This is a genomic window from Nonomuraea muscovyensis, from assembly GCF_014207745.1.
GTDB classification, from domain to species: domain Bacteria; phylum Actinomycetota; class Actinomycetes; order Streptosporangiales; family Streptosporangiaceae; genus Nonomuraea; species Nonomuraea muscovyensis.
The window spans coordinates 242,043-266,464 of sequence record NZ_JACHJB010000005.1; the positions used below are offsets into that span (position 1 = coordinate 242,043).

The 24,422-nt window shown below is 73.2% G+C and carries 20 protein-coding genes; 10 read left to right on the top strand and 10 right to left on the bottom strand.

The features are described from left to right. Window positions 1-111: 111 nt before the first annotated feature. Entirely contained in the window at window positions 112-420 is a 309-nt protein-coding gene (locus FHU36_RS43230) for a DUF6401 family natural product biosynthesis protein (RefSeq protein ID WP_221497454.1), read from the bottom strand. A 460-nt stretch (window positions 421-880) separates the two neighbouring features. On the opposite strand from FHU36_RS43230, the gene FHU36_RS43235 reads away from it, so the two are divergent. The 6 genes from FHU36_RS43235 (at window position 881) to ligA (ending at window position 10,094) form a co-directional block, all read left to right on the top strand. After that, window positions 881-1,648 (top strand): bestrophin-like domain, encoded by a 768-nt coding sequence (locus FHU36_RS43235; RefSeq protein WP_185089955.1) that lies wholly within the window; start codon window positions 881-883, stop codon window positions 1,646-1,648. Between the two features lie 173 nt (window positions 1,649-1,821). Beyond that, window positions 1,822-2,415 carry a hypothetical protein gene (locus tag FHU36_RS45360; protein WP_246503377.1) on the top strand — a complete coding sequence of 198 codons (594 nt, stop codon included), beginning with the start codon at window positions 1,822-1,824 and terminating at the stop codon, window positions 2,413-2,415. Window positions 2,416-2,492: 77 nt separating this feature from the next. Continuing rightward, window positions 2,493-3,686: an FAD-dependent oxidoreductase gene (locus FHU36_RS43240; RefSeq protein WP_312892248.1), complete on the top strand. Its 1,194-nt coding sequence runs from the start codon at window positions 2,493-2,495 to the stop codon at window positions 3,684-3,686. A 567-nt stretch (window positions 3,687-4,253) separates the two neighbouring features. Then, window positions 4,254-6,092, top strand: coding sequence for an ABC transporter ATP-binding protein (locus FHU36_RS43245; RefSeq protein ID WP_185089957.1), 1,839 nt, complete (start codon window positions 4,254-4,256; stop codon window positions 6,090-6,092). After that, window positions 6,089-7,804: an ABC transporter ATP-binding protein gene (locus FHU36_RS43250; RefSeq protein ID WP_185089958.1), complete on the top strand. Its 1,716-nt coding sequence runs from the start codon at window positions 6,089-6,091 to the stop codon at window positions 7,802-7,804. Before FHU36_RS43245 ends, FHU36_RS43250 begins: the two co-directional genes overlap by 4 nt. A 211-nt stretch (window positions 7,805-8,015) precedes the next feature. Continuing rightward, window positions 8,016-10,094, top strand: coding sequence for an NAD-dependent DNA ligase LigA (gene ligA / locus FHU36_RS43255; protein WP_185089959.1), 2,079 nt, complete (start codon window positions 8,016-8,018; stop codon window positions 10,092-10,094). Between the two features lie 60 nt (window positions 10,095-10,154). On the opposite strand, the gene FHU36_RS43260 is transcribed toward ligA, so the two are convergent. Then, window positions 10,155-10,331 (bottom strand): hypothetical protein, encoded by a 177-nt coding sequence (locus FHU36_RS43260; protein WP_185089960.1) that lies wholly within the window; start codon window positions 10,329-10,331, stop codon window positions 10,155-10,157. Between the two features lie 296 nt (window positions 10,332-10,627). Between FHU36_RS43260 and FHU36_RS43265 the strand changes: the two genes are divergently transcribed. Beyond that, on the top strand, window positions 10,628-11,626 hold the full coding sequence (locus FHU36_RS43265; RefSeq protein ID WP_312892249.1) for a coiled-coil domain-containing protein: 999 nt from the start codon (window positions 10,628-10,630) through the stop codon (window positions 11,624-11,626). Between the two features lie 29 nt (window positions 11,627-11,655). Here the strand turns inward: FHU36_RS43265 and FHU36_RS43270 are convergent, their stop codons facing one another. Beyond that, window positions 11,656-12,402 carry a GntR family transcriptional regulator gene (locus tag FHU36_RS43270; protein ID WP_185089961.1) on the bottom strand — a complete coding sequence of 249 codons (747 nt, stop codon included), beginning with the start codon at window positions 12,400-12,402 and terminating at the stop codon, window positions 11,656-11,658. Between the two features lie 136 nt (window positions 12,403-12,538). On the opposite strand from FHU36_RS43270, the gene FHU36_RS46145 reads away from it, so the two are divergent. Then, window positions 12,539-15,205, top strand: a complete 2,667-nt coding sequence (locus FHU36_RS46145) for a serine/threonine-protein kinase (RefSeq protein ID WP_185089962.1) — start codon at window positions 12,539-12,541, stop codon at window positions 15,203-15,205. Window positions 15,206-15,209: 4 nt separating this feature from the next. Here the strand turns inward: FHU36_RS46145 and FHU36_RS43280 are convergent, their stop codons facing one another. From FHU36_RS43280 to FHU36_RS43290, 3 genes are all read right to left on the bottom strand, one after another. Continuing rightward, window positions 15,210-16,172, bottom strand: a complete 963-nt coding sequence (locus FHU36_RS43280) for a pirin family protein (RefSeq protein WP_185089963.1) — start codon at window positions 16,170-16,172, stop codon at window positions 15,210-15,212. Between the two features lie 15 nt (window positions 16,173-16,187). Continuing rightward, window positions 16,188-17,306: an MBL fold metallo-hydrolase gene (locus FHU36_RS43285; protein WP_185089964.1), complete on the bottom strand. Its 1,119-nt coding sequence runs from the start codon at window positions 17,304-17,306 to the stop codon at window positions 16,188-16,190. Window positions 17,307-17,456: 150 nt separating this feature from the next. Beyond that, window positions 17,457-18,191 carry a DUF3152 domain-containing protein gene (locus FHU36_RS43290; RefSeq protein WP_312892251.1) on the bottom strand — a complete coding sequence of 245 codons (735 nt, stop codon included), beginning with the start codon at window positions 18,189-18,191 and terminating at the stop codon, window positions 17,457-17,459. Between the two features lie 696 nt (window positions 18,192-18,887). On the opposite strand from FHU36_RS43290, the gene FHU36_RS43295 reads away from it, so the two are divergent. Next, the gene (locus tag FHU36_RS43295; protein WP_185089965.1) at window positions 18,888-20,099 is read left to right on the top strand and encodes a Cmx/CmrA family chloramphenicol efflux MFS transporter; all 1,212 of its coding nucleotides are present in this window, start codon (window positions 18,888-18,890) and stop codon (window positions 20,097-20,099) included. 11 nt (window positions 20,100-20,110) lie between these two features. Here the strand turns inward: FHU36_RS43295 and FHU36_RS43300 are convergent, their stop codons facing one another. Beyond that, complete coding sequence (locus FHU36_RS43300) at window positions 20,111-20,539, bottom strand: type II toxin-antitoxin system PemK/MazF family toxin (protein ID WP_185089966.1); 429 nt, start codon at window positions 20,537-20,539, stop codon at window positions 20,111-20,113. Next, the gene (locus FHU36_RS43305; RefSeq protein ID WP_312892252.1) at window positions 20,532-21,431 is read right to left on the bottom strand and encodes a helix-turn-helix transcriptional regulator; all 900 of its coding nucleotides are present in this window, start codon (window positions 21,429-21,431) and stop codon (window positions 20,532-20,534) included. Before FHU36_RS43305 ends, FHU36_RS43300 begins: the two co-directional genes overlap by 8 nt. Window positions 21,432-21,689: 258 nt before the next feature. On the opposite strand from FHU36_RS43305, the gene FHU36_RS43310 reads away from it, so the two are divergent. Then, window positions 21,690-22,040 (top strand): VOC family protein, encoded by a 351-nt coding sequence (locus tag FHU36_RS43310; RefSeq protein WP_185089967.1) that lies wholly within the window; start codon window positions 21,690-21,692, stop codon window positions 22,038-22,040. 130 nt (window positions 22,041-22,170) lie between these two features. Here FHU36_RS43310 and gnd read toward each other — a convergent pair whose 3' ends face one another. Continuing rightward, window positions 22,171-23,595 (bottom strand): NADP-dependent phosphogluconate dehydrogenase, encoded by a 1,425-nt coding sequence (gnd, locus tag FHU36_RS43315; RefSeq protein ID WP_185089968.1) that lies wholly within the window; start codon window positions 23,593-23,595, stop codon window positions 22,171-22,173. A gap of 66 nt (window positions 23,596-23,661) precedes the next feature. Further along, a complete protein-coding gene (locus tag FHU36_RS43320; RefSeq protein WP_185089969.1) occupies window positions 23,662-24,354 on the bottom strand; it encodes an HAD family hydrolase in 693 nt (230 codons plus the stop codon). Between the last annotated feature and the right edge of the window lie 68 nt (window positions 24,355-24,422).

Below are 24,422 nucleotides of genomic sequence, written 5' to 3' on the forward strand. Positions count from 1 at the left end.
TCGCGGGGCCCCGGCGGCTCCGGTCGCTCGCCGTTCTCGCTCGCCGTTCTCGCTCGCGGGCCCGCTCGCGGTCCTCCGGGCTCGCGGTCGGTCCTGGGGGCGCGGGGCGTTTCAGGCGGGGGACTCGTCCAGGAGGTTGAGTTCGCGGGCCAGCCAGCAGATCGCCGTCAGTCGCACCGCGGCCGCGTCGTGGCCGCCGTGGAAGCTCCAGCCCCGGTCGCGCAGCTCGTCGGCGAATCCCAGCAGGTAGTCGCCCAGCGTCTCGCGGTCGAGGGAGATGGTCTCGCGCAGCTCGGCGGCGTGCTGGTCGACGGCGGCCACGAGGCCGGGCTCGGCGGCCATCCGTTCGAGCTGGGCATGGCCGAGCGTGTTCATCAGCCAGTGCAGGGGCGCAGCCGCCCAATCTTTCTCAAACAACACCCAAACAACCTTAATGCGAGGTTTCCATACGTTCGTGCATGAAATATGCCATACCGCCACATGAGGGGCAGGTTCGCCTGCTCTGGGCGTCCGGGGAGCCGGTGGCGGGCGGGAGGTGCGGTGGTGCGCTGTGGTGTCCGGCGGCCGCGGTCGGCCGTCGGTGCAGGCTAACACGCCGCCGCGCCGTCGTCCGGTGCGTCCCTTCCGGTGGATGGCAGGGGTGGGGTGCCCGGGCGATGGCCGGAGGGGCTGCGCGGCCGGTGGGCCCGCGCCACCAGTGCGGCGGAGGAACGGGCTGCGTGGCCGGTGGGCTCCCGGTGCGGGCGGGCATGCCACCGGCGGGTGGGACGCTGTCCAGTCGCCGCCAGGTCTCACTTTGCTGGCTCGCCGGTTTCACGATTGACTGCGGAGTGTGATAGTCAAGTGACGGTCAGTATTCAACAGGGGGTTGGAGATCGTCATGGTGGCGTACACGCTTGCGGTCGCAGCGGCAGTGGGCGTGGTGGCGCTCACCGCGCTCGTGTTCAGGATGGCGGGCAAGGGCAGCCCCGACGGGCGGGCCGACGGTCCCTCCGCCGGTCACGCGGGCTCGATGCTGTCGGCCCTGTTCCTGCTGGTCTTCGCGATCGCGATCATCGTCCCGTGGACCACGGCCGACGCCGCCAGACACAACACCTACACCGAGAGCCGCTCGGCCGTCGACGCCTACTGGGCGGCCGCCGGGCTGCCCGGCACCGGGCCCGAGTCGGTGCGGGCCGGGCTGCGCGACTACGTCACGTTCGTGGCCGACGACGAGTGGGAGGCCATGCGGGACGGCCGGCTGCATCCGGTGGGCACCGAACGCCTCGACGCGCTGCGCACCCGGGTGACCACGATGGAGGCGACCGAGACCGAGGCGCTGGAGGCGCGGGCCGATGTCCTGGAGCACCTGGCCGCGCTGTCCGGGGCGCGGGCCCTGCGCGCCGCCGACGCCGCCGCCACCCCGCCGTCCGGCGTGCTGGTGCTCACCGTCGTCACGGGCCTGCTGGTGATCGTCTTCCCGTTCCTCGCGGGCGCCCGGCCGCGCGGCGCGGCCCTCATCCCGCTGCTGGCGATGGCGGCCCTGCTGGGCTTCGGCGCCTTGCTGACCTGGGACATCTCCCGCGTCTTCGACGGCCCCCTCGCCGTCGGGCCCGACGCCTTCCGGGGCGCGCTGGAGGAGTTCGCCCGGATCTCCGGGGGCGTGTGACCGTGACCGAGGAAGCAGGCTCGCGAGAGCCGGAGAGCCCGGCCACCACACAGGCGGGCGGTGGCGCTCCCACGCCCGCCATCGCCGGCGCAACGGCGCGCCGGAGCACTGTGAGGAGCGGGCCGCTCCGGGGGCGCCCGAGTCGGCGCCGTGGGAGGAGGCGGGGGAAGCGGGTGCGGCTGTTGCTCGCCGGCGCTTTACTGGCACTCGGGGCGTCCGGGCCCGCCGCGGCCGACCCGCAAGAGGCCGGGCCCGGACCGAAGGCGCGGTCCAGGGCGGGCGTGTCGGTGTGCGTCAACCTCCCCGTGCTGCGGCTCGACCTCGGACCGTGCAGCGCCCCGCCGGTCTCGATCTGCGTCGACGCGCCCGTCCTCACCGTGCACGTCGGAACATGCCGCCCGGCCCCCGCGGCCGTGCGTCCCCGTCCGAGACCGACGCCGACCCGCAAGCCCGCGCCGACCCCCGAGCCGACGGCGTCCAAGCCCGTCAAGCCCACGCCGACGCTGACGCGCAGGCCCCGGCGCAGCACCCCGCCCCGGCCCGTTCCCACGCCGAGCGCGGTCCGGGCCGAGGTGCCGGTGATCCGCCCGAGCCGCGAACCGACGCCCACCCCCAAGCCGACCCCGTCACCGACGCAACCGGCCCGCCCACGCGCCGAACGCGCCGAGCCACCGCGCGAGCGGCCCAGCCCACTCGGGACAGTCCTGCTCATGATCGTGCTCACCACCGTCATCGCCTCCGCAACGGCCGTGGCCTTCGCCCGTTGAACCATGCGTCCGTGGTCCCCTGGGGTCGAAGCCGCCGGGTGAACCGGTTGAGCGGTGGGAAGACGGCGGGTGGTGCGGTGGTTGGCACAGACGTGGAAGAGATCGACGTCGTGGTGATCGGGGCCGGGCAGGCGGGCTTGTCCAGCGCGTACTTCCTGCGCCGGTTCGGCCTGGAGACGGTCGTGCTCGACGCCGCCGACGGGCCGGGCGGGGCGTGGCGGCATCGGTCTCCGACGCTGACCATGGACAAGGTGCACGGCATCTTCGACCTGCCGGGCGTCAGGCGCGAACCCGGTGCGGACGGCCGGCGGCCCGCCGCCGAGGCGGTGCCCGCCTACTACGCCGCCTACGAGCGTGAGCTGGGCCTCGGCGTCCTGCGCCCGGTCACGGTGTCCGCCGTCACGCCCGGCCCGCACGACCGGTTGCTGGTCACCGCCGCCCCGGGGAACGTGGACGCCCCGAACCGCCCGTACGCGCAGGCCGGCACGGACGTCCTGGACCGCCCGTACGCGCAGGCCGGCACGGACGTTCCGGACCGCCCGTACGCCAGGCGGGAATGGGCGGCGCGGGCGGTGGTGAACGCCACCGGCACGTGGACCCGACCGTACTGGCCGTACTATCCGGGAGCGCGCGACTTCCTGGGTCGCCAGCTCCACTACGCCGCCTACCGGGGGCCGGAGGCGTTCGCGGGCCGCAGGGTGGTCGTGGTGGGCGGCGGTCACTCGGCCGCCCACGTGCTGTCCGAGCTGGCCGGAGTCGCCGCCGGCACCCTGTGGGTCACCCGGCGCCCGCCCGACCTGCGGGAGGACGACTTCGGCGAGGACGCCCGGCGAGAGGCCGTCGCCCGTGTCGAGGCCCGGGTCCGGGCGGGGCTGCCGCCGCAGAGCGTCGTCGGCGTCACCGGTCTCGGCCACACCCCCGTCGTCCGGGAGGCCCTGGAGAAGGGGGCGCTGGACCGGCTGCCGATGTTCACCCGCATCACCCCGTACGGGGTGGCATGGGCCGACGGGCACGAGGAGCCGGCCGACACGATCATCTGGGCGACCGGGTTCCGCTCAGCGCTCGACCACCTGGCCCCGCTCCACCTGCGGCGGCCGGGTGGCGGCATCGCGGTGGACGGCACCCGGGCGCTCGCCGACCCGCGCGTCCAACTCGTCGGCTACGGCCCCTCGGCCAGCACCGTCGGCGCCAACCGCGCCGGCCGCACCGCCGCCCGCAACGTCCACCGCCTCCTCACGAGCTCCGCCCCACTGACCACCCCGGCCGCCTGACCGCCCCGCCCCCTGACCGTCCCGGCGGTGCCGCCCAGAGCCCGGAGCCCCGCTCAGCCCTGCGATGACGCATTGCGAGACTACTTCCGGCGTCGTAGTCGGGTCGGTCGTCGGTCCCGGTGCGGTAGCGGCAGATGACTCCGCTTGCAGGACGCCCCCGAACAGCGGGCCGGACGACAATTCCGGTCATGAAACCCCAGCCAGCACCGCCACGAGGCGGCGTTGCCGGCCACCGGGCTGCCCGCGGCCGCGTTCGGGTGAGCCGCGGCCCCACCCCATCGACGACGCGCTGTCGACCTTCAAGCAGCGCGTGATGTGCGGGTGACGGAAACACCCATGCCGAGAACGCCCCGCAGGTCCCGGCGTTCGGCCCCATGCGGGCCCGCTGACTGAGGGCGTCGGCGAGAGGGCTGTCCCGCTTCCTCGGCGTCCACGGAGCTGGTGCGGCCGTGCCGGCGGCGACGAGCGGCCACCTGTCGATCGACACAGCCGGCGGGCAGACCCGGTGAATACGACCATCGGCCCGACCACGGGCCTGGTCGCGACATTGACGAAGACGGGAGAGCGATGAACGCCACCGACCTCGCCGAGGCGAGGGAGAAGTCCGCACCACCGCCGGAGGCCGATCCCGCGGCGGGACGGAGCCTGGCAGGGCTGCTGCGCCCCTATCTCCGGGGTTTCGCCGCCGTGGTGATCCTGCAGGTCATCGGCGCTGTCGCAGGTCTGGCGCCGCTGCTGGCGGTCGTCGAACTGGGTCGTGTTCTGTTGTCGCCCGGCCCGATCGATCACGGTCATGTCTGGACCGTCGTGATCGCCGGTGCGGCCGGCCTGTTCGTCCGGCTGCTGTTCACGGCCGCGTCGTCCGGAATCGGGCATCTTCTCGACGGCCAGGTGCAACTGTCGTTCCGCCGGCGACTGGCCGCGCGGCTGGGGCGCGTACCGATCGGCTGGTTCTCCCGGCGCCGGACCGGCGAGCTGGCCAAGGTGGTGGGGGAGGACGTGAGTGCCGTGCACCCGTTCATCGCCCACACACCCGGCGAGCTCGTCGCGGCGTTCGTGGTGCCGCTGGTGTCGCTGATCTACCTGTTCACCATCGACTGGCGGCTCACGCTGATCACGCTGATACCGGTGGTGCTGGCCGTGGCGCTGGTCCCCTTGATGATGACCCCGACCCGGCTGCGTGAGCAGAAGGAGTTCGACGCGGCCATGGGACGGATCGCGAGTTCCGTCGTCGAGTTCGTCCAGGGGATCTCGGTGGTCAAGGCGTTCGGTGGATCCGGTCGCGCCCACCGTAGATTCCTCACGGCCGTGGAGGAGTTCGTCGGCATCTTCTCCCGGTTGGTGCAGGGCATCTCCGGGATCGGTGCGGGGATGCAGGTGGCGTTGTCGCCGCCGTTCGTGCTGCTGGTGGTGCTGATCGGCGGTGCGGCTCTGATCACGTCCGGTGGCCTGGCCGCGGCCGACCTGCTGCCCTTCCTGCTGCTGGGACTGGGCCTGACCGCTCCGGTGGCGGCTCTCGGCCACGGTTTCGACGAGATGCGGGCCGCCGGGCGCGCGGTCGGCCGGATCAAGGACGTGCTCGAGGTGCGGTCGCTGGCGGAGCCTGCGCGCCCGGTCGCACCACAGGGGCACCGGGTCGAACTGCGGGAGGTTCGATTCGGCTACGACACCGATCACGAGGTGCTGCGCGGGATCGACCTGGTGCTCGAACCGGGGACGGTCACCGCGATCGTCGGACCGTCGGGAAGCGGAAAGTCCACGCTGGTCCAGCTGTTACCACGGTTCTTCGATCCGACCCACGGTTCGGTCGTCCTGGGCGGTGTCGATCTGCGCGAGCTCGGCGGCCGGGAGCTCTCCCGGATGGTCTCCTTCGTCTTCCAGGACGTTCGCCTGCTGCGCGCCTCGGTCGCGGACAACATCGCGCTGGCGGTACCGCATGCCGACCTCGACGACGTGGTGCGTGCCGCCCGGCTGGCGAACATTCATGATCGAATTCTCGAGCTGCCGCGCGGATACGAGTCGGTGATCGGCGAGGACGCCGGACTGTCGGGTGGCGAGGCACAGCGGATCTCGCTCGCCCGCGCGCTGCTCGCCGCCGCGCCCGTCCTGGTGCTCGACGAGGCGACCTCCTTCGCCGACCCGCAGACCGAACAGGCGGTGCGCCGGGCCCTGGCGACGCTGGGTGGCGATCGGACGATTCTGGTCATCGCCCATCGCCTGGAGACGGTCGCCGACGCCGACACCGTCGTGGTGCTGGAGGACGGGGTGATCGTCGAGCGCGGCAGGCCCGCCGAGCTGCTGGCACGAGGCGGAAAGTTCGCCGCGTTCTGGCGATCCCACCGATCGGCGATCGCCGACGAGATCGAAACCCATGGTGGCGTCCTGCGAGGAGAAGAGCCCCGATGATTCGAATGTTGCTGCGCGTGCTCGGACACGAGTACGCCCGGCCGGTGCGTCGCACCGTGGCCCTGATGACGGCGACCGCGGTAGTCGAGGGTCTGTCCTACGCATTACTGGTCCCCGTGCTGAGGGCACTGTTCGGGAGCAGGCCCGAAGATGCGCGGCCCTGGCTGATCGCGTTCGGGGCCGCGGTCGCGGTCTACGCGGCGCTGCGCTATGTCAGCGATCTGTCCGGTTTCCGCGTCGGGACCACGTTGTTGCGCGGCATGTATCGCCGGCTTGGCGATCATCTGGCGCGCCTGCCCATCGGCTGGTACAGCGCCCGTCGCGTCGGGGAGGTGTCGGTCCTGGCCAGCGAGGGCGTCCTGCAGGCGATGAGCGTGATCGCGCATCTGCTGGCACCGTTCGTCTCCGCCTGTGTGACTCCCCTGACGATCGTGGTCGTGATGCTCGCCTTCAACTGGCAGATGGGGCTGGCCGCGTTGGTCGCCGCGCCGGTCGTGGCGGTGATCCAGATCTGGACGGGACGCTCGATGGCCGCCGGCGACGCGGAGCGCGCCGAACTCGGCCATGAGGCCACCGGGCGGGTCATCGAGTATCTCCAGGCCCAGCCGGTGCTGCGAGCCGGCGGCCGGAGCGCCGAACGCTTCCGGTTGCTCGACGACTCGCTGCGCGAAGTCCAGCGCGCCAACCGCCGTACGGTGCTGTCGGCGCTGTCCGGTGCGGTGGGCTTGACACTCGTGGTGCAGACGATGTTCACCGTGTTGCTGGTCCTGGGCGCCTACCTCGCGCTCGGCGGGAACATCGGTGCGGCCGAGGTCCTGGCGATCCTCGTGCTCGCCGCCCGCTGCGCCGACCCGCTGCTGTCGCTGTCGGACATCGGTGGCAAGGTGCGCGGCGCGCGTTCGGAGCTGGCGAGACTCGACACGGTGTTGCGTACGGCGCCGCTGCCGGAGGCTCGCGAGCCGATCCAGCCGGTAGGCCATGACCTGGAGTTCGAGTCCGTCGCCTTCCGGCATGGGGATCGCATGGTGATCGACGACGTGTCGTTGTCCGTGCCGCAGGGACAACGGCTTGCCGTCGTCGGACCGTCGGGTGCGGGCAAGAGCACCCTGCTTCAGCTGCTCGCGCGGTTCTACGACGTGGACGCGGGCGCGGTGCGCCTGGGAGGCGTGGACGTGCGCGCCATCAGCACCGAGGTGTTGATGGAGCAGATCGCCATCGTCTTCCAGGAGGTCTACCTCTTCGACGGCACGATCGAGGAGAACGTGCGACTCGGCCATCCCGACGCAGGCGTCGCCGAGGTGCGGGCGGCGGCGACCGCGGCCCGGTTGGACGAGGTGATCGAGCGACTGCCCGGCGGATGGGCGACGAATGTCGGCGAGGGTGGCGCGCTGCTGTCGGGTGGCGAGCGCCAGCGGGTCTCGATCGCGCGGGCGCTGTTGAAGAACGCGCCCGTCGTGCTGCTGGACGAGGTGACCTCAGCACTGGACCCGGTCAACGAGGCGGCCGTTCACGAGGGTGTCGAGCGCCTGATGGCGGGCCGGACGGTGGTGATGGTGGCGCATCGGATGCGGACCGTCCGACGTGCCGATCGCGTCGTCTTCCTGGACGGCGGCCGGATCGTGGAGGAAGGCGGCCACGACGAGCTGCTGCGCCGCGGCGGCCGCTACGCCGACTTCTGGGAGATCTCCATGACACCGGCAGCCGGTGACTGAGCCGGCATGTCGCTCGATCCTCTGTCGCGCGGGACTGCCCGCCTCATCGGCCGATGCCAACGCGGGCTGCAGTAGCGCCTTCGCCCGGCCTGGAGCACGTGCCCGGCGGCCGTCGATCACCACCGCCGAGCGTCGGCCACAGGCTCGCTCCCGCAGCTCCAGCCCAGTTCGCGGGGCGGAAATTGTCGGTGGCGCCCGGCATGATGAACGCATGACCGACGCGCCCCCGATCACTGTCCTGGCCGACGACTCGGCCTACGCCGAAGCCGTGCAGCTTGCCGTCGACTCCGCCGCGGCCTACTACGCCGACGGCACCTCGACGCTCGACGACGACGCCTACGACCAGCTGGTCCGGGGCATCCAGGTGTATGAGGAGGCCCACCCCGAGTCGGTGCTGCCGTCCTCGCCCACGGGCAAGGTGGCCGGTGGGGCCGTGGTCGGCGATGTGCCGCACACGGCGCCCATGCTCAGCCTGGACAACGTCTTCGGCGCCGAGCAGCTCGCCGACTGGGCGGCCGGGCTGGAGCGCAGGCTCGGCAGGCCCGTCACAGCATGGAGCGTGGAGCCCAAGCTCGACGGGCTGGCGATCTCGGCCCGCTACCGGCACGGCCGCCTGGCGCAGCTCGTCACGCGAGGCGACGGCACCGCGGGCGAGGACGTCAGCCATGCCATCGGCACCATCGTCGGCCTGCCCGATCGGCTGGCCGCCCCGGTCACGGTGGAGCTGCGCGGCGAGGTCATGATGACGGCCGCGCAGTTCGAGCAGGCGTGTGCCAAGCGGCAGGCGCATGACGGCACCACGTTCGCCAACCCGCGCAGCGCCGCCGCGGGCACGTTGCGGGCGCAGGACCGGCCCTACGTGTGCGAGCTGACCTTCTTCGGCTACGGAGTGCTGCCGCCGCCGGATGACGACTCCGAGCCGGCCATGCGTCTGCGTGAGCTGCCGCACAGCGAGATCATGGAGTGGGTGGCGGCCCAGGGCGTGCAGACGACCGCCGCGACGGCGGTGGCGGGGATCGTGGCCGTGACGCTGGAGCGGGTGCAGGAGCGCGTCGGGGAGATCGCGGCGGCCCGTCCCGAGTTGCCGTTCGGCATCGACGGCATCGTGATCAAGTGCGATCTGGCGGCCGATCAGGCAGCGGCCGGGTTCAGCTCGCGGGCGCCGCGCTGGGCGGTCGCGTACAAGCTGCCCGCCACCGAGAAGATCACCAAGTTGATCGGCGTGGAGTGGAACACCGGCCGCACCGGCGTCATCGCCCCGCGCGCCGTGCTCGAACCGGTCGAGCTGGATGGCAGCATCGTCACCTACGCCACCCTGCACAATGCCGCAGACATCCGCCGCAGGGGGTTGATGCTGGGCGACAGCGTGGTGGTCTACAAGGCCGGTGATGTGATTCCCCGGGTCGAGGCCCCGGTCGTGCACCTGCGCACCGGTGACGAGCAGCCGATCGAGGTCCCCCGGGTCTGCCCGTCCTGCGGCGACGCGATCGACTCCTCTCAGGAGCGGTGGCGGTGCGTGCGCGGGCGCGCCTGCCGGGCGATCGCCTCCATCGGCTACGCCGTCGGCCGCGACCAGCTCGACATCGAGGGCCTGGCCGAAAACCGCATCCAGCAGCTACTCGACGCGGGATTGATCGCCGACTTCGCCGACCTGTTCTTCCTGACCCGCGAGCAGGTTCTGGGCCTCGAACGGATGGGCGAGACCAGCACCGACAACCTGCTGGCCGCTATCGAGCGGGCCAAGGGCCGGCCGCTCAGCAGGGTGTTCTGCGCGCTCGGGGTCCGCGGCACCGGTCGGTCCATGAGCCGCCGCATCGCCAGGCACTTCGGCAGCATGGACGCCATCCGTGCGGCCGACGTCGAGGCGATCCAGGCGGTGGAGGGCATCGGCCCGGAGAAGGCGCCGGTGGTGCTGGCGGAGCTGGTCGAGCTGGCCAACCTCATCGACAAGCTGGTCAAGGCCGGGGTCACCATGACAGAGCCGGGGTGGACACCGGCCGCCGATCCCGGCGCCGCCGCTGAGGGGAGTGGCGGGTCCGAGCTTCCGCTGGCCGGGATGTCCGTCGTGGTGACCGGCGCCATGAGTGGAGCGCTGGAGGCGCTGACCCGCAACCAGATGAACGAGCTGATCGAGCGCGCGGGGGGCAAGGCGTCCTCCAGCGTCTCGGCGAAGACGTCGCTGCTGGTGGCGGGAGAGAAGGCGGGCTCCAAGCGGGCCAAGGCGGAGAGCCTGGGCGTGCGGGTCGTCGGCCCGGAGGAGTTCGCCGGCCTCATCGGCCCGTTCATCTGACGGGGACCGGGCGCGCCAGGTCGATCACGCCCTCCGGAAGCGGAGACCACCCCCGGCCGATCACCCCGGCCGATCACCCCGGCCGATCACCTTGGTGATCTCTTCGGTGGCGGGCAGCCTGTCGGCGATCCTCTCGCGGAGGGCGCCCGAGCCGCGGTCGGTCTTGGCGAGATCGTAGGTGCTTACTATGCCGTGGCCACACTCGCATCCGGACTCGACGTCGGCGCGGGGCGTCACGGGCTCGTCGCCGGGCCGGTGTTCTCCGCGTGGGTCCGGCGTAGGGGGCCCGGTCGCACCGGCCGGCGTGCGGAGGCGCATCGGCCGTCGTGCCCGGCCCCTTCGACCTGGCCGCGACCGCGTCTCGCCGGGCCCGACGCGGCTGGGTGAACGCTCGGGAGGCCCGCCCTGGCGGGCGTGGGCCTCAGTCATGCCGCCCCGAAGTTGATCTTGCAAAAAAGTGGAAATGTACGACGAAGTGAGGTGATCCCCTACTATCTTCCATCGGAAGAAAGTGGCACGGGCAAAGGAGCAGTGTGGCGGTTGCGTCCCACGCCGACCATCGGCGCGGCGCGCTGCGTGTCCTCGGCACGGTCATGGTCCTCCTCCTCGCGGTGAGCGCGACCCCCGCGCAGGCGGCGCCGAAACCCTCGGTCAAGCAGCTCAAGAAGGAACTCGCGGCCCTGCAGAAGGAGTCGGACGCGCTCATCACCGACTACTACAACGGCCGCATCGCCCACGAGAAGGCGGAGAAGGCCGAGAAGGCCGCCCGCGACAAGCTCGCCGCCGCCCAGAAGGTGCTCGACCGGGAGTCCGCCCAGCTGAGGACGATCGCCGTCGCCCAGTACATGAACGCCTCCCCGTTCGGCGCCACCATGCTGACCCAGACGCCCACCGGTGCGGACGGCCACCTGGCCAGGCTCGCCCTGAACAGGCACCTGATCGACGAGCAGGGCGCCCGGCTGAGCGGGTTCGCCCGGGTGCGTGACACCCACCGGCAGGCGCAGCAGGAGGCTGCCGCCCGCAGCGACGAGCTCGGCGACCAGGTCGAGGACCTCGCCGACCGCAAGGCGCGCGCCGAGAAGCTGATCGAGCGGATCCGGGACAAGATCGACCAGCTCCACCGGGCCCCCGGGGTGCGGCGCTCGGACGGCACCTGGGTGCCCCAGCTCCCCGAAGGGGCCGACCACATCACGCCTCGCATGCGCCTGGTGAAGACCCTCATCCAGGAACGGTTCGAGGTGCCGTTCGGCATCGGCTGCTACCGGCAGATCCAGGACGGCGGCGAGCACCCGCTCGGCCGGGCGTGCGACTTCATGCTGAGCCGCGGTGGCGCCATGCCCTCGGCGGCCGAGGTCCAGCGCGGCAACGAGATCGCCGAATGGGCGATCAAGAACGCCGACCGGCTGGCCGTCATGTACATCATCTACCGCCAGCGCATCTGGCACGCACGCACCGGCGCCTGGCGCACCATGTCGGACCGTGGCGGCGCCACGGCCAACCACTACGACCACCCGCATATCTCGGTCTACTGAGGAGGGCGTGCGTGCCGCGTGCCCCCGCCTCAGAACTCGTCGTGGCCCGAGACCTGGCCGATCGGGAAGACGTGGCGGGTGGCGGCGCAGATGGTCTCCAGGACGTGGACGGGCGTGCCGCCGGTCGAGTAGCCGGCGCGCAGCACCTGGACGATCCACTCGCCCGGGTCCAGTTCGAGTGTCCGGTGCTCGAACGGGGTCGGCGGGCGGGCGGTGAGGGTCTCCTCGGCGTGGCCGAAGGCGTGGCCCAGGGCGACCAGTGCCGACTGCAGCGAGGGCCGGACGAAGCCGGGCTTGGCCAGGCGGGTGCCGCCGAACAGATCGGCGCGGAAGTAGCTGGTCGCGATGCGCACCGGCACGCCGTCGGCCGTCATCATCTTGCGGCGGGCGATCACCTCGGCGCCGGGCTCGACCCGCAGGCAGGCCGCCACGTGATCGGCGGCCGGCTCCGGGCCCACGTACAGCATCCGGCGGCCCGCCTCGATGCCCTGCCGCTCGGCCTCCGCCAGGAACAGCGACGCCGACGCCCGTACGGCGGGCTCTGTCGGCAGGGCACGGCGGACGACCACCCGGGCCGCCCGCGACGTGGGCCCGGCCGCTCCGTCGTCGGGCTCGGCCGGGTGGCCGGACTCGCGGGCCTCGGCGAGGGCCGCGCGGCGCAGCTCCGCCGCCTCGGCGAGGAGGTCCTGCTGCTCGGCCATGAGACGGGACAGGGCACGGGCCCGCTCCAGGGGGTCTTTCACCTGCGCGATGTCCTTCAACGTCATGGCGTCCATCCGGGCGCTGCCTCCTCACCGTCCGATCGTCACCGTCCGATCGTCTCGCCTGACTCTAGCCCCCGCGCCGGGCAGTCCAGGTAAGGTCAGATTCCGATGCAAGCGACTTGCAAGGAAAAGTGAAAATAGTCCTGTTATGGCGTCTGTTACTGAGCTCAGACCCGGTGATCCCCCCAGTCTCGGCGGCCACGAGCTGCGCGGCCGGCTCGGCGAGGGCGGGCAGGGCGTCGTCTATCTGGGAGTGGACGGGCACGGCGGCCTGGTCGCCGTGAAATGGCTGCGCCCCCACCTGGCGGGTGACGCGGTGGCGGCCGAGCGGTTCGCCCGGGAGGCGGCCGCCGCCCAGCGGGTGGCGCCGTTCTGCACCGCGAAGGTGCTCGCCACCGGGGTGCAGGACGAGCGGCCGTACATCGTCAGCGAGTACGTGGACGGCCCGTCGCTGGAGCAGCTCGTGACCGAGGACGGGCCGCGCTCCGACGCGGCGCTGTACCGGCTGGCGATCGGCACCGCGACCGCGCTGGCCGCCGTCCACCGGGCCGGCATCGTGCACCGTGACCTCAGCCCCGCGAACGTCCTGCTCGGCAGCGAGGGCTGGCGCGTCATCGACTTCGGCATCGCCAGAGCGCTCGACGCGACCTCCACCATCACCGCCATGCCCGTGGGCACCCCGGCGTACATGGCGCCGGAGCAGATCCTCGACCAGCGCGTGGGGCCGCCCGTGGACATGTTCGCGTGGGGCTGCCTGATGGTGTACGCCGCCTCCGGACGTGGGCCGTTCGTGGCCGCGTCGATGCCGCTGATCGTCCAGCGGGTCCTGTACACCGAGCCGGACCTCGCGCCGCTCGGCGGGCCGCTGCGCGAGCTGGTGGCGGCCTGCCTGGCCAAGGACCCGGCGCGGCGGCCGACGGCCGAGCAGGTGATCCGCCGCCTGCTGGAGCAGCCCGCCCCGGACCCCGCCGACACCCGGCAGGCCACCGCCGTCCTGGCCCTCCCACCGTCCACCCCCGCCCCCGAACCCCCACCCGGCTCCGCGCCAGGCCCCGGCTCCGCGCCCATCCCCGGTCCCGGTCCCGGCTCCGGTCCTGGTCCCGGTCTTGTGCCCGGTCCCGGACCCATGTCCGGCCCGGGGGCCGCGTCCGGGGGAGCGCCGCTGTGGGCCCCGCCAGGCGCAGGGCCAGTCAGGGCGCCCGGTTCGGGTCCGCAGTCTCCGTCAGGGTCGGTCCCTTATGGGGCGCCCGGTTCGGGTCCGCAGTCTCCGTCAGGGTCGGTCCCGTATGGGGCGCCCGGTTCGAGTCCGCAGTCTCCGTCAGGGTCGGTCCCGTATGGGGCGCCCGGTTCGGGTCCGCAGTCTCCGTCAGGGTCGGTCCCGTATGGGGCGCCCGGTTCGGGTCCGCAGTCTCCGCCTGGGCCGGTCCCGTACGGGGTGCCCGGTTCGGGTCCGCAGTCTCCGCCTGGGCCGGTCCCGTACGGGGTGCCCGGTTCGGGTCCGCAGTCTCCGCCTGGGCCGGTCCCGTACGGGGTGCCCGGTTCGGGGCTGTATCCGCGGCAGGACCCTCGCCCGCGTCCGGCCCACCCTCAGCCGGGTGCGGGTCCGTATGCGGCGCCCGCTTCGGGGCCGGGTGCGGTGCCCGGCGTCGGACCCGGCGGGCCGCCGGGTTCGGGGCCGCACGGAGCGCCGGGAGCGCCGGGAGCGCCGGGAGCGCCGGGCGGGTCGTATGGTGGCCGGGCGCTGCCCGATCGCGGCAGGAGGGGACTGTGGGTCGGCGTGGCCGTCGCCGCCACGGCCGTCGTCGTGGCCCTCGCCGTGGTCGCCGTCGTCGTCAACCGGCGCGACCAGCCGAACCCGGTCGCCACCTCGGCCGCGACCGCGTCGCCGAGCCCCACCCGTACGCCCGTCCCCACCACCGGCCTGGCCACCTCGACGCCGGCCGACACCGACGGCACCCTGTACGAGAGCCCGGCCGACCCGGTCAGGCTCACGACGTACAAGCTGCGCGACCCCAAGACGCAGACGTGGGTGTACTACGCCCGCGACACCCTCACCGGCCCTTTCGTGAAATATCCGCAACTGTGGGAGAACGTCCTGTCGCCCGACGGGCGTTACCTCGCCGGCCGGGGCAAGGAGTTCGTGGACGGCCACGACACCGTGCGGATCACCGACCGGGTGACCGGCGGCACGTTCACCGTCAAGACCTCCCAGCAGCCGCTCAGCGCGTACGTCCAGGCCTGGTCGCGTGACAGCACCCGCGTCCTGGTGAACCTCGGCAACCCCGTCAAGGGCGTGTGGCAGTCGACCGGGTTCGCGATCGTGAACGTGGCCACCCGGCAGGTCGGCATCGCCTCCCTCCGGGAGGGCTCGCTGAAGGGCATCCGCTACGGGTTCGACCACCTCGACACCGGCGTGGTCGCGTTGTCGAACGACACCACCCAGCAGGCGCTGCGCTTCTTCGACGCGACCGGCCGGCGGGTCCGGCACGTGCCCAACGTGGGCGCGGCCGTCGCCGAGTCGCTGTTCTCCCCGTCGGGTGAGCGGTTCGTCACCAACTGTCCGGGGCTCGGCAACGGCACCAACTGCGTCTACGACTCGGTCACCGGCTCCGAGCTCAGGCGCTTCACCTCACCATGTGTGAGCCTGGCCACCTGGTACGACGACGAGCACGTGGTGTGCTGGGTGCGGACCGGGCCGGGCGCCCGGAACCAGCTTCAGGTGCTCGACTTCACCGGCGCGCCCGTGCGCACCCTCCTCGACATGCCGACGAACGCGGCCAACATGGACGTGATCTACACCTTCACACGCCCGTAGCGGGTCAGCGCACGCGGCCGCGAGGGCGCAGGCGGGTGCCGGGCAGGACGGGGGCGGGGAGCGGCGCTCCGTCGAACCCCTCGACGGAGCCGAACCTCTCGCCCTCCATCCACTCCTTGCGGAACGCGACGATCTCGTCGTGGTCGCGGCCGACGAAGTTCCACCACATCACGATCTCCTCGGCGAACGGCTCGCCGCCGATGAGCAGCAGCCGGCCGTGCCCGCGCACGGTCAGGCGGGTCCGGCCGGGCGGCAGGTAGCGTAGCGGCCCCGCCTCCAGCGGCTCGACCGCGCCGTCGAGCAACAGCGCCCCGTGCTCGAACGCCGGGTCGAGCGGCAGCTCGGCGGCCCCGTCGACGGTCACCTCAGCCCCCACCAGCGGCGTGTGGGCGGTCGCCGGCGAGCGCACCCCGCCGAACTCGCCCATCGCCACGACCGCCGTGAACCCCGGCCCCGAGCACTCCGGCAGCGCGGGGTGGTGCTCGAAGGCCGGCTCGACGTTCCGGCGGCCGGCGGGCAGCGCCACCCACAGCTGCACCCCGTGCAGCGTCTGCTCGCCGGACTCCTCCGAGTGGGAGATGCCCCGGCCCGCGGTCATCAGGTTGAGCTGCCCGGGGCGGATCCGCTGCAGGCTGCCGAGGCTGTCGCGGTGCAGCACCTCGCCCGCCAGCAGCCAGGACACCGTCTGCAGGCCGGTGTGCGGGTGCGGCGGCACCCGCATGGCCGCCACCTCCGGCCCGTAGGCGTCGACGAAGCACCAGGCGCCGATCATGCGCCGGTGCACGTGGGGCAGGGTCCTGCTCACCCGCATCGCGCGGGGACCGCCCAGCGGCACGTCGCGCCCGGCCAGCAGCTCGGTCCCGGCGTCGGCACCGGGCGGCGCCGTGGTCGCGGCGTGACCACCGTGCGATGCCGAGGTCTCGGCTCCGCACCGAATCTCGCGGGGGTCCCGCTCCAGGTTGCTCACGCCACGACTCTAGGCTCAGGTCAGCGTCTCCCACCACCCGTCCACGGCCGGGGCGGCGTCGGTGTCCACGGCCTCGCCCGGCCGGGGCACCATGATCGAGACGTCGCGGGCCTTGGCCTCGCGCCACAGGCGTTCCACCGGCTCCGCCCACGGGTGCAGCGCCAGCGTGAACGTCGCCCAGTGCACCGGCAGCAACACCCGGCCGCCCAGGTCGAGGTGGGCGTTGACCGCCTCCTCGGGGTTCATGTGGATGTCGGGCCAGGCGGGGCTGTAGGCGCCGATCGGCATCAGCGTCAGGTCGAACGGGCCGTGCGCCGAGCCGATGCCCCGGTACCCCTCGAAGTAGCCGGAGTCGCCCGCGTAGAACACGCGCCTGGCCGGCCCGGCCACCACCCACGACCCCCACAGGGTGTCGTTACGGGTGAGCGTGCGGCCGGAGAAGTGCCGCGCGGCGGTCGCGACGAAGCGCAGCCCCGCGACCTCGGCCTCCTCCTCCCAGTCCAGCTCGATGATCCGGTACGCGGGCACGCCCCAGCGTTCCAGGTGTGCGCCGATGCCCAGCGGCACCAGGAACGGCGCGCGCTGCGTGGCCGTCAGCGACCGGACGGTGGCCATGTCGAGGTGGTCGTAGTGGTCGTGCGAGATGGCGATCGCGTCGACCTGCGGCAGCTCGTCCAGCGACACCGGCAGCGGGTGGTGCCGCTTCGGCCCGGCGAACTGCGCGGGGGAGGGACGCGCGCTCCACACCGGGTCGAACAGCACCCGCCGTCCCTCGATCTCCACCAGCGTGGTCGCGTGGCCGAGCCAGACGGCCCGCACACCGGTCGGCGAGGGGTCGCCGGCGGGCGGCGTCCGTAGCGGCACCGGCCCGGCCGGGCGGCGCCGGTCGCGGTCCTTGGCCAGCTCGCGCAGCAACCCGGGTGGCGGCGTGGACACGAGGGTGGGCTCGGGCATCGGGTTGAAGAAGGCGCCGTCCCTGAACTGCGGCGAGCGCCGGATCCGGGCCTCGCGGTCCGGTCCCGACCTCAGGGGGCGCACGCCCAGCTCGGCGGGCACGTCGCGCAGCGCCCAGCCCGCCGCCGCCAGGGCCGCCCCGCCCACGAGGATCCGTCGTGCCGTCCGCAGTCGTGCCATCGCTCACTCTCCCCTGGAGTTCCGTCTCTGGTTGCTCAACTGACCGAGTCGCGCTCGGTGTTCCCGATACGGCGATATATCGCGATAGCGTCAGGTTAGCGGGATCATGGCGGTGCCGCGTTCAGCCGTGTTCATCCGTGTTCATCGCGTTCAGCCGCGCTTCGATGGGTACGGCCAGGGGTTGGGGCGGCACCGGCCCAGGGACATCGACTGCTGCACCATGACCGGGGCGAGCCGCCCGGGCGCCGGACACGTGCTGTGACCGTGGCCGAGGCCGTGGCCCACCTCGTGGTTGACCAGGTAGCTGCGGTAGGCGGCCAGGTCGCCCTCGTACTGCGGGACGCCGCGCGCCCACCGCAGCGCGTTGATCACCGAACGCAGGCCGTTCCAGCAGGACAGGCGGCCCGCGGTGTCCAGCGGCAGGCACTGCAGGTCCGTCAGCGCCGGACTCGACAGGGCGACGCGCAGCCGAACCGGGCCGTGGTCGACGCGCTGGAAGCGCGCCCACCCGCGCGGGTCGTTGAGCGTGCGGTGCACCTGTGCGGCGAACGTCCTCCGGTCGAACGGCAGGCCGCGTTCGACCTCCACCAGGTAGCGCACCACCGTGCCCCGTCCCGGCCGCGCGGGCGCGGCTCCGGGGACGACCGCGTACCGGCCCGAGGCGGAGCGCGGCACCCGCGCCGGGCGCGGCCGCACGGCTACCCTCGCGCCGCCTGCGGCGGCGGGCCGGCCCTGCGCGGCCTGGGCACGGCCCGTGTGCCGCTCCAGCAGGGGCAACACGTCGCAGCCGGCGGTCAGGAGCGCCACGGCGGGCAGCAGCGCGACGGGCACCATCGAGGACCGCACCACCGAGGCGTGCAACACGGACAACACTGACGGGCGCACACACGTCTCCCCACTCGATCACGGCGGGGAGGGGTCGATCATACGATGGGCCGCCCATGCCTTCCCGGCGATCCGGGAAAGAGCCTCACGGTGTTCGCCGGACCGCCGGCCGGTGGACCGGTGCGGTGAGCGGGTCGCGGTGAATGTCATGGTGAATGTGGCGGTGAATGTCATGGTGAACGTCGCGGTAAATGCGGTGGACGACCGGCGGGCGGCATCAGTAGAGTGCGGGACCATGTCGAGCCCGGAGGCGTCAAGACGCCGGCCACCGGTCGTCCGGTGGCTTACCGCGATGTCGCACTGATTCGGCCGCGCCCGCGTGGGCGCCGGCCTCCTTTTCGCGACCGCGCCACCGGATCGCCCCTCGCGCGGGTTGTGTCCGGCCTCGACCGTGCGTCCCCCGTGTCCACGACCGCGTTCATGCCGCGTCCATGGTCATCCCATGCCGTGTGTATGACCGCGTTCACGGACGCGTCCGCGACGCCGGTGGGCCGCGCGGCGCTCGCGCCTCCGGCCTGACGGTCTCCCTGAGCCGAGGTCCCGGGCGGTCGTCCGAGGTCCTCGCTCCGCGCCGTCTTCCCGGATGTCGCGATCCGCCGCTTCCCTTGTCGATCCGGTGACGTCGATCCACTGACGTCGTTCCGGTGACGTCGATCCACGGCGTCGATCCATGACGTGGTTGCGGAGAGTCCTGCTGTGCCGTTCGCCCTCTATCTGCTCGCCCTGGCCGTCTTCGCCCAGGGCACGTCCGAGTTCATGTTGTCCGGCCTGGTGCCGGACATCGCCCACGACCTGCGCGTGTCCGTCCCCGCGGCCGGCTCGCTGACCTCCGCGTACGCGGTCGGCATGGTCGTCGGCGCACCCCTCATGGCCGTCATGGCGCTGCGCTGGTCGCGGCGCCGGGCCCTGCTGACCTTCCTCATCGTGTTCCTGCTCGTGCACGTCGTCGGCGCGGTCACCACCAGCTTCGGGCTGCTGCTGGCCACGCGCGCCGTCGGTGCGCTGGCCGGCGCCGGGTTCCTGGCGGTGGCGGTGGCGACGGCCGCCGGCATGGTTCCGCCGGACGCCAAGGGACGGGCCACGTCCGTCCTGCTGGGCGGCGTCACCGTCGCGTGTGTCGCCGGGGTGCCGGCCGGAGCGCTGCTCGGGCAGGCGTGGGGGTGGCGGTCGGCGTTCTGGGCGGTGGCGCTGATCTCGGTGCCCGCCGTCCTCGCGATCGTGCGGTCCGTGCCCCCGGGCACCGCGGGCGGCGCCGAGGGCGGGCCCGGCGCGCGAGGGGAGGCGCGGGCGTTGCGTGATCCCCGGCTCCTGGTGGTCCTGCTGCTCGGCGCGCTGGTGAACGGCGCGACGTTCTGCGCGTTCACCTACCTCGCGCCGCTCGTCACCGCAGTGACCGGCATGGGGGCGGGAGCGGTGCCGGTGGTGCTGGCGCTGTTCGGGGCGGGGTCCTTCGCCGGCGTCACGCTCGCCGGGCGGCTGGCCGACCGGCGGCCCGGCCGGGTGCTGGCGGTCGGTGGCTCGGCGCTGCTCCTGGGCTGGGTCGCGCTGGCCTTCGCGGCGGGGGACCCGGTGGCGGTGTGCGTCCTGGTGTTCGTGCAGGGCGCGCTGTCGTTCGGGGTCGGCTCGACGCTGATCTCGCAGGTGCTGTACGTGGCGGTGGGGGCGCCCAGGCTCGCCGGCGGGTTCGCCACGGCGGCGTTGAACGTGGGCGCCGCCGTGGGGCCGTGGGCCGGCGGGGTCGCGATCGGATCGGGGCTCGGGTTCCGCTCGCCGCTGTGGGTCAGCGCCTCACTCGTGGCCGTGGCGCTGGCAGTGGCGCTGGCCGGGGCCTGCGCCGCCCACCTGACGGGCCGCGGAGCGGCGGCACACCGGACGGGTGGCGCGGCGGCCACGCGGGCCGGTCGCTGAGCCGGCGGGGGTCAGCCGGCGGTCCAGCCGTGCAGCCTCATCAGGTGGGCGGCCACCGTGGCGAACCGGCGCGGGTCCAGCACGGCGCCCTCCCGCCTGATGTCGTGCTCGTCCAGCACGAACACCCGGTCGAGCCGCAGGTGGGACACCTTGCCGTCGCGGCCCCACGCGCCGATCTCCAGCCAGTCGGGGCCGTCGTCGCCCCTGCTGGACAGCATCATGCCCAGCAGGCGCCGCCCGGTCCGGCCGACGATCAGCAGCGGCCGGTCCTTGCCGCGCGACGGATCCTCCTCGTACGGGACCCACGCCCAGACGACCTCGCCCGGGTCGGCCAGGCCGTCGAGGTCGGGGGAGTAGGCCAGCGTCGCGGCCTGGGCCGGCGACCGGATCTCACGCACGGCGCCACGGGCCGGCCGGGGGTCCTCACCTGGATCACGCACGCGCAGATCCTACGGGACCGGCCCGGCGGCCCCCACCGGCAGGCCCGTCGGCCTCGGGGTGGGTGAGCAGGTGACGCATGGCCGTGGGGGTGTGGCCGGCGTGGCGGCGGATGGTGCGGGTCAGGTGGGCCTGGTCGGCGAAGCCCAGGTCGGCCGCCAGCCGCGCCAGGCCGCGCTCGCCGCGCTCCAGCCGGTCGAGCGCCCGCCCCACCCGCACCCGGTTGCGGTAGTGGGTGAGCGAGACGCCCAGCTCCCGGGTGAACGCCCTGCTGAGCCGGTAGGGGGAGACGCCCAGCAACTCCGCCAGCGACAGCAGGTCGCCCGCCGCCTCGTGGTCGCAGGCGATGGCCTCCCGCGCCGCGTCCACGATCGCGGCCGGTGACGTCGAGCGGCGCGCGGCACCCCTGGCGGCCTCACCCCCGGCGGCCTCCCGGAGCGGCCGGTCGGTCACCTGGCGCAGGGCGCCGGACAGCAGCGAAAGCAGCGCCTCGGCCAGCCCGAACGGGGCGTCGCCGGCCCGCGCCGCCGCCAGGAACCGCCGGTGGGCCACATCGAGGCGGGCGTCCACGTAGAGTGCGGACCGGGACGGGCGAACATCCTCCCCGGCGAGCGTCCGCCACAGCCCGGCCGACAGGCTCACCGACGTGCACACGTCGCCGCCCGCCGGATGCGCGAACCGCTCCTCCTCACCCGGCGTCGACAGGTAGGCCAGCGTGGGATCGGCGAGCGACGAACGCCCGTCGGCCAGGCGCCGGAAGCGGCCCCGGCGCACCAGCACCAGCCGGTGGGCCGAGCTCGTCTCGACCGGCGACCACCTGCGATGGTCGTCGTCACAGGTCACCGCGTCCAGGGCGAACCCAGGACCGGCGCCGACACGTACAGCGGAACGCACCTGCCGCACGTTACGCCCCGGCCCCGACAGAACCGGCCCCGACAGGACCGGGCCCGACAGGACCGGGCCCGACAGGACCGGGCCCGACAGGACCGGGCCCGACAGGACCGGGCCCGACAGGACCGGGCCCGACAGGACCGGGCCCGACAGGACCGGGCCTGACAGGACCGGCCCTGAAAGGACCGGGTGCGGCAGATTCGCGGTTCCGCTGCAAGGATGTTCAAGACCCGCGCCCCCACAGGCGGGCACGCTGGCCGCATGACGACGACCATCACCGCGATCACCATCGACAGCGCCGACCCGGGCGCGCTCGCCTCCTTCTACGCCAAGGCCACCGGCGGCAAGGTCACCCAGAGCGACACCGACTACGCCGCCGTCGAGGGCGGTCCCGTCGCGCTCGCCTTCCAGCGGGTCGACGGCTACCGCCGTCCGGCCTGGCCCGCCGGCGGCGCCCACGTCCACCTGGAGCTGCAGGTGGACGACCTCGACACGGCCCGCGCGGAGCTGACGGCACTCGGCGCCTCCGTGCCGGACTTCCAGCCGGGCGAGGGCTCGTGGGTCGTGCTCACCGACCCGGAAGGCCACCCGTTCTGCGTCTCGGCCGCCTGACCCGGCGGCCTCATCGGCACTCGGTCCCGACCGGCGGCACGCCGGTCGGGACCGCCTGTCCTCCCGCGGTCCCGACCGGTCGGGACGGCCTGCCCGCAGGGTCCGGGCAGGCCGGGGCGATGCCGAAGGATCAGGCGGGACGCTCGGCGCGGTCACCCGACCAGTCGGTGTGGAAGGCGCCCTCGCGGTCCACCCGCTGGTAGGTGTGCGCGCCGAAGTAGTCGCGCAGCCCCTGCACCAGCGCCGCCGGGAGCCGGTCGCGCCGCAGCCCGTCGTAGTACGCCAGCGCCGACGAGAAACCGGGTGTCGGCACGCCGATCTGCACGGCCGTGGTCACCACCCGCCGCCAGGCGTCCTGCGCCACGTTGACCGCCGCCGCGAACGTCGGGTCGGCCAGCAGCGTCGGCAGGGCCGGGTCGGCGTCGTACGCGGCGCGGATCCGGTCCAGGAACTTGGCCCGGATGATGCACCCACCCCGCCAGATCGTCGCCATGGCCCCGAGGTCGAGGTCCCAGCCGTACTCCTTGGAGGCGGCGGCCATCTGGTCGAAGCCCTGCGCGTAGGCGACGATCTTGGAGGCGTACAGCGCCTGCCGCACGTCCTCGATCAGCTCGCGCCCGCCCACCCCCGACAGCTTCGGCCCCTCCAGGCCCGCGGCGGCGGCGCGCTGCTCGGGGTGGCCCGACAGGGCGCGGGCGAAGACCGCCTCGGCGATGCCCGTCACCGGCACGCCCAGGTCGAGCGCGCTCTGCACGGTCCAGCGGCCGGTGCCCTTCTGCTCGGCCTGGTCGACCACCACGTCCACGAACGGCCGGCCGGTGGCCGCGTCCACCTGGTCGAGCACCTCGGCGGTGATCTCGATCAGGTAGGAGTCGAGGTCGCCCTTGTTCCACTCGCGGAACACCTCGGCGAGCTCCGCCGGCGTCGCGCCCAGAGCCTGGCGCAGCAGGTCGTACGACTCGGCGATGAGCTGCATGTCGGAGTACTCGATGCCGTTGTGCACCATCTTCACGAAGTGCCCGGCGCCGTCGGGGCCCACGTGCACCGCGCACGGCACGCCGTCGACCTTGGCGGAGATGTCCTGCAGGATCGGGCCCAGCGCCTCCCACGACTCCTTCGAGCCGCCCGGCATGATGCTCGGGCCGTTCAGCGCGCCCTCCTCGCCGCCGGAGATGCCGGTGCCCACGAAGTGCAGGCCCTTCTCGCGCAGCGCGGCCTCGCGCCGCCGGGTGTCGGCGAAGTGCGCGTTGCCGCCGTCGACGATCATGTCGCCGGGCTCCATCAGCTCCGCGAGCTGGTCGATGACGGCGTCGGTGCCCGCGCCCGCCTTCACCATGATGATCGCGCGGCGTGGCCGCTTGAGCGACGCGACGAAGTCCGCGAGCTCCTCAGCCGGCAGGAACGTGCCCTCGCCGCCGAACTCCTTCACCAACTGCTGCGTACGGCTGGCCGAACGGTTGTGCACCGCGACCGCGTATCCGTGCCTCGCCAGGTTGCGGGCGAGGTTGCGTCCCATGGTCGCGAGACCGGTGACGCCGATGTCTGCCAAGTCCATCTCAGCTCCTCCTCAGGAGATACGCACGATGCAGCCCCACCCGTTCGGCAGGATATTCCCCGGATCTCAGTCGCTCTGGCGTACCCCCAGCTCGTCGAGCCGATCCAGCATGTCCGCCGGATCCGCGTACACGCGGAACGCGCCCGCGCGTTCCAGCTCGTCCCTGCCGTACCCGCCCGACAGCAGCCCGATCCCGAGCGCGCCCGCGCGGCGGGCGGCGAGCAGGTCCCACACGCTGTCACCCACCACCATCGCGTGCCGCGGGTCCACGTCCAGCAGCGCGGCGCCGGCCAGGAACAGGTCGGGATCCGGCTTGGCCCGGCGCACCAGGTCACGGGTCACCATCGGCGTGTCCTCCGGCAGGCCCAGCAGGCCCAGCGCCCGCCGCGCCGTCCGGGCGTAGCCGCTGGTCGCGATCGCCCACGGCACGCCGCGCGAGGTCAGCTCGGCCAGCAGCTCGTGGGCGCCGGGCAGCGGCCGGACCGACGCGCTCTGTTCCAGGTAGGCGTCGGCGTGGGTGTTCTGCAGCTCGTCGATCTGCTCCTGGGTGAGCTTCAGCCCGGTCTCGCGCAGCAGCGCGCTGACGAACAGGCCGCCGCTCATGCCGATGCGCCGGTGGATGCGCCAGACCGACAGGTCGATCCCCATTCCCGACAGCGCCTGCCGCCAGGCGATCACGTGCTGGTAGACACTGTCGATCAGCGTGCCGTCGAGGTCGAACAGGAAGGCCGGCGTGGGAGCCTGCGGGAATGCGGTCATCGGGTCTCCTTGGACGGGCCGGGCGTGCTCCGCGTCAGGATACGAACCGGTCACAGGCGGGCCGGCGG

Bases quoted from the DNA above. Each gene is read 5' to 3' on its own strand.
- FHU36_RS43250 (WP_185089958.1), top strand. From the start codon at position 6,089: ATGATTCGAATGTTGCTGCGCGTGCTCGGACACGAGTACGCCCGGCCG.
- FHU36_RS43235 (WP_185089955.1), top strand. From the start codon at position 881: ATGGTGGCGTACACGCTTGCGGTCGCAGCGGCAGTGGGCGTGGTGGCG.
- FHU36_RS43285 (WP_185089964.1), bottom strand. From the start codon at position 17,306: ATGGCACGACTGCGGACGGCACGACGGATCCTCGTGGGCGGGGCGGCC.
- FHU36_RS43270 (WP_185089961.1), bottom strand. From the start codon at position 12,402: ATGGACGCCATGACGTTGAAGGACATCGCGCAGGTGAAAGACCCCCTG.
- gnd (WP_185089968.1), bottom strand. From the start codon at position 23,595: ATGGACTTGGCAGACATCGGCGTCACCGGTCTCGCGACCATGGGACGC.
- FHU36_RS46145 (WP_185089962.1), top strand. From the start codon at position 12,539: ATGGCGTCTGTTACTGAGCTCAGACCCGGTGATCCCCCCAGTCTCGGC.
- FHU36_RS43310 (WP_185089967.1), top strand. From the start codon at position 21,690: ATGACGACGACCATCACCGCGATCACCATCGACAGCGCCGACCCGGGC.
- FHU36_RS43320 (WP_185089969.1), bottom strand. From the start codon at position 24,354: ATGACCGCATTCCCGCAGGCTCCCACGCCGGCCTTCCTGTTCGACCTC.
- FHU36_RS43245 (WP_185089957.1), top strand. From the start codon at position 4,254: ATGAACGCCACCGACCTCGCCGAGGCGAGGGAGAAGTCCGCACCACCG.
- ligA (WP_185089959.1), top strand. From the start codon at position 8,016: ATGACCGACGCGCCCCCGATCACTGTCCTGGCCGACGACTCGGCCTAC.